This window comes from Pseudomonas sp. CM25, from assembly GCF_013179705.1.
GTDB lineage: Bacteria > Pseudomonadota > Gammaproteobacteria > Pseudomonadales > Pseudomonadaceae > Aquipseudomonas.
Genome location: NZ_JABMCW010000420.1, coordinates 1 through 4,125, shown reverse-complemented (window position 1 = coordinate 4,125; position 4,125 = coordinate 1). Strand labels below are relative to the sequence as shown.

Below are 4,125 nucleotides of genomic sequence, written 5' to 3'. Positions count from 1 at the left end.
CCGTGTTCGACCCCGTACTGTTCGTCCTCCTCAATAAAGCCCGTAACCGCATCAAGGTGTTGTACTGGGAGCGCAACGGCTTCTGCCTTTGGCTCAAGCGCCTCGAAGCCGAACGTTTCAAAACTTCCCCCGACGCCACCGACGAAGCCATCGTCCTGACCGTCCAGGAACTTAACTGGTTACTCGACGGCTTCGACCTCTGGCGCAACCGTCCACATCAGGTTCTGACACCCCGTTTCGTTGCCTGACCCGGTATAATCCGGGGCATGATTTCCTTGCCCGCCAACCTTCCAGACGATCCCGTACTACTCAAGCAGATGTTGCTTGAGGCCTACGAAGCACGCTTGCGCGAGCAGGAAGTCAACGAAGCCTATGCCACCCATATCGTCGACCTGAAAGAACAGATCAAGCTGCTGCGGGATCGGCTGTTCAACCGCAAATCCGAGCAGACGGTCGATCCCAATACGCCGCAACTGGCAATGTTCAACGAGCCGGAAAGCGAGCCGTTGCTGGCCGTGGTTGAGGGTGCGGACGAAGAAGTCGTTGCCCCAGTCAAACGTCGTGGCAAGCGCAAACCGTTGTCGGCCGACCTGCCACGTGTCGAAGTCATCCACGACTTGCCCGAGCACGAGCTGACCTGCGTCTGCGGTTGCCGCAAGCATGTGGTTGGCGAGGAAACCAGCGAGCAGCTCGATATCGTGCCGATGCAGATCCGCGTGCTCAAACATGTGCGCAAGGTCTACGGCTGCCGTGGTTGTGAAGCGGCGCCGGTCACCGCCGACAAACCGGCACAGCTGATCGAGAAGAGCATGGCCAGCCCCAGCGTGCTGGCCATGCTGCTGACCACCAAGTATGTCGATGGTCTGCCGCTACACCGTTTTGAAAGCGTACTGTCCCGGCATGGCATCGAAATCCCCCGGCAAACCTTGGCCCGCTGGGTAATCCAGTGCAGCGAACACTTCCAGCCGCTGCTGAACCTGATGCGTGAGCGGTTGTTGGAAAGCCCGGTGATTCACTGCGATGAAACGCGGGTGCAGGTGCTCAAGGAACCGGATCGCGACCCGACCAGCCAGTCCTGGATGTGGGTGCAGGCCAGCGGGCCACCTGATCGACAAGTCGTGTTGTTCGACTACACCACCAGCCGTGCGCAGGAGGTACCGTTGCGCCTGCTGGAGGGCTATCGCGGTTATGTCATGACCGATGATTACGCCGGTTACAACGCGTTGGCATTACAGCCCGGTGTCGAACGGTTGGCGTGCATGGTTCATGCACGACGCAAGTTTGTCGAGGCGCAAAAGGTGCAGCCCAAAGGCAAGACGGGACGTGCCGATGTGGCGCTGGCGATGATCAACAAGCTGTATGGCATCGAGCGTGAACTCAAGGATGTCAGCGATGACCAGCGGTTCATCGGTCGCCAGGAACGAAGCCTGCCGATCCTCGGCCAGTTGAAAAGCTGGCTGGACAAGACGCAGTCCCAAGTCACACCGCAAAGCGTGCTGGGTAAGGCGGTGCAGTATCTGGCGAACAACTGGAGTCGGTTGGAGCGCTACGTCGAGGCCGGCCATTTGCCGATCGACAATAACCTGGCAGAGCGTGCGATAAAGCCGTTTGTCATCGGGCGCAAGGCCTGGTTGTTCAGCGACACGCCCAAGGGTGCTGCGGCCAGTGCACAGATCTACAGCCTGGTCGAGACCGCGAAGGCCAACGGCCAAGAGCCCTATACGTGGCTGCGCCACGTACTGGAGCGGTTGCCGCATGCCTCGTCGGTAGAGGACTACGAAGCGCTGCTGCCGTGGAACTGCTCACCGGAGATGCAACGGTAAATCGAAGCTCCATCTGGCGGTAGGTGGGGTTCATGGATCGCACTCAATCCAATATGGACCGCTAAGCCTGAGACAGCGGCCAGGGTCAGAAACCGGCTGGAGCTTGTTCTCGATGCTGCCAAAGCCCGCCGGCTACGCACTGGTGAAAATGCCGCTCGCTGGCGAGGTCACCTGGACAAGCTTCTGCCTAGAAGAAGACTGGCAGACCGTGGTAACCATCCCGCTCTACCTTGGGAGCAATTGCCAGCCTTTATGGCAGAGCTTGAGCATGCTGCGGACCTTAGTTCAACTGCGGTTAAATTAACCGTGCTGTGTGCTCTGCGCACAGGGGAAGTGATAGGTGGGCACTGGGAAGAAATTGATCTTGACGAAGAAATTTGGACTATTCCGGCTGCCCGTATGAAAGCCGGACGCCAACATCGAGTACCGTTGTCTAAAGCGGCCCTTCATACGCTCATGTGTCTGAAGTCAGAAAGCAAAAGCGGATTGATTTTTCCGGGTCGTAGCGCTGGTCGACCGCTCTCGAACATGGCAATGCTACAAAAAATACGCGGCATGGATGAGAAGTCCTTAGACAACAACGGGCCGGCTGGCGCAATGAAACTGGAGAAATCATCACCATGCATGGTTTTCGATCAAGCTTCAGAGACTGGGCCGCCGAGACAACTAACTTCGCCAACATCGTCCCTGAAATGGCCTTGGCGCATAAAATCAATAATGCGACTGAAGCAGCGTATCGACGAGGCGATCTGCTGGAAAAACGCAAACAGCTTATGGAGGAATGGGCTCGCTATGCACTGTCAGTTTGCAAAACGACCTGACAAAGGCAAGAAGCTGCCTGAACTGAATTACAGGATGGAAACGAGACTCGCATCTGGCTTCCGAGCCGTTGAAATCTAAGGGTTTTCAGAAATCCGTGAAACAGGGATAGACTCGATTCTGGACTCATTTCCTACGCCTAGCAAGCACACACTGGGTTGCCGAGAATATGCAGAGCAGCACGAATTGTGTGGGCCCACTCGTAACGACCCACGTTCGAGTCGTTGCTGCCCACAGCATTTTTGAGGGCCGGTGTAGCAGGACACACCGTCTGCATAGAATGAATGCGGCTCTTGGACCAAGCGTGAGGACTCTACTGCGCAAGTTACGCACGCTTTGTGCGACAACAAGATCCAAATGCGCACCGCCGGCGTTCTTGTAGACCGTGATGTCCTCTGCGCTCGGAAGACGGGCGCCGGCCGGCAAAGACCGTACTGATCACCCTCTATTCTTCGCAAAGCGCCCGTCTTCTTCGGCCCGCAAATATCGCCACTAACCTGCGCAATCGTAAAATCGTCTACGTACAACAGCACGAGAAGCAAGCCGCATAGCTAGATGGTTGACGCGACAACCACCTTGAAAAACGCCGCGGGCGATCAGCGTACCGGGTACCGGGCACCAAGAAAATGATGCAGCTGATGGGCTGAAGAGCCTTTTTAAAACCAACGCCCCGAACAAGTCGGAGCGTTTGGTCTAGGGCCTGTCAGTGTTGTTTTCACACAATCTGTTTCGGCCATTTTTCAATGATTTAAAGACTTCCGTGGAACGCTGTAGATCTTTAATTGCCCACCAGCCCGGCCGATGCCCCGTACGCCTCGCCCAGAGCCATCGGCCGACCATGCATCACAGTTTCGGTAGGCAGCCAGCCAATGATGCCGGCACAGGCCGCGACCATGGTTGCCAGCATCTCCATCCCGGCCGCCCTGGTTGGCGGCAAGTCCAGAGCCGACGTTGTAGCCGAACCAGCCCAACCACAGCAGCCCCGCCTTACTAGGATGAAAACGAGGTTGTGCGGCGGCATGGCCACCTTCCAGATTACCGGCCAACGCAAGGCCGGGCCGCGCAGCCTGTGGGTCTTTACGACCTTTTGTGCATGTCGGCCAGCTGCATGCCGGTGTACCAGATGCTGTACCAAGCCGGCGGTAAGCTGGCCTATGATGTAAACCGCGACGAATTCGCTATCAGCGGCCTGACCGCCGGGCTGGATATAACAGGCTCCGTCAACGGCCGCCATCTGCTCAACAACGTGCTCACCGACGCTAGCCGCGCCGCCGCCGAGGCACTGGCTGCCCTGGGCCTGCGGACCCCGCCACTGGGTGCCTTCGGCCCCGAAGCCAAGGTCAACTTCCCGGAGCCAGCAGGGTTACGGGTTTTGACCTTTCCTGCTCCGCCCGGTGCTTACGCACCGGTCACCGTTGAGATCTCCCAGTTTCCGTGCCGATCTATAGCTTGGTCGGGACCGCCAAAGTTAACGGCCAGAAGC

General features: G+C 57.7%; 5 protein-coding genes and 1 pseudogene. 5 read left to right on the top strand and 1 reads right to left on the bottom strand.

Going from position 1 to position 4,125, the window contains the following annotated elements; translation table 11 throughout:
* The 4 genes and pseudogenes from tnpB to HP546_RS26950 all read left to right on the top strand — a co-directional run.
* Window positions 1-248 (top strand): IS66 family insertion sequence element accessory protein TnpB (gene tnpB, locus HP546_RS26960; protein WP_172231905.1); only part of this gene is annotated, 248 nt, incomplete at its 5' end.
* 18 nt (window positions 249-266) lie between these two features.
* The gene (locus tag HP546_RS26955; RefSeq protein ID WP_172231902.1) at window positions 267-1,823 is read left to right on the top strand and encodes an IS66 family transposase; all 1,557 of its coding nucleotides are present in this window, start codon (window positions 267-269) and stop codon (window positions 1,821-1,823) included.
* Window positions 1,824-1,934 (top strand): annotated as a pseudogene (locus tag HP546_RS31920) (hypothetical protein); the annotation flags it as partial.
* A gap of 141 nt (window positions 1,935-2,075) precedes the next feature.
* Window positions 2,076-2,723 carry a tyrosine-type recombinase/integrase gene (locus tag HP546_RS26950; protein WP_256678549.1) on the top strand — a complete coding sequence of 216 codons (648 nt, stop codon included), beginning with the start codon at window positions 2,076-2,078 and terminating at the stop codon, window positions 2,721-2,723.
* Between the two features lie 697 nt (window positions 2,724-3,420).
* Here HP546_RS26950 and HP546_RS26945 read toward each other — a convergent pair.
* The gene (locus tag HP546_RS26945) at window positions 3,421-3,663 is read right to left on the bottom strand and encodes a hypothetical protein (protein ID WP_256678548.1); all 243 of its coding nucleotides are present in this window, start codon (window positions 3,661-3,663) and stop codon (window positions 3,421-3,423) included.
* A gap of 102 nt (window positions 3,664-3,765) precedes the next feature.
* Between HP546_RS26945 and HP546_RS26940 the strand changes: the two genes are divergently transcribed.
* Window positions 3,766-4,125, top strand: a 360-nt coding sequence (locus HP546_RS26940) for a hypothetical protein (protein ID WP_178126842.1), incomplete at its 3' end; no start/stop codon positions are given.

What these genes read in the sequence shown, in the direction of transcription:
- HP546_RS26955 (WP_172231902.1), top strand. Translation starts at nt 267, where the DNA reads ATGATTTCCTTGCCCGCCAACCTTCCAGACGATCCCGTACTACTCAAG.
- HP546_RS26950 (WP_256678549.1), top strand. Translation starts at nt 2,076, where the DNA reads ATGGCAGAGCTTGAGCATGCTGCGGACCTTAGTTCAACTGCGGTTAAA.
- HP546_RS26945 (WP_256678548.1), bottom strand. Translation starts at nt 3,663, where the DNA reads ATGCCGCCGCACAACCTCGTTTTCATCCTAGTAAGGCGGGGCTGCTGT.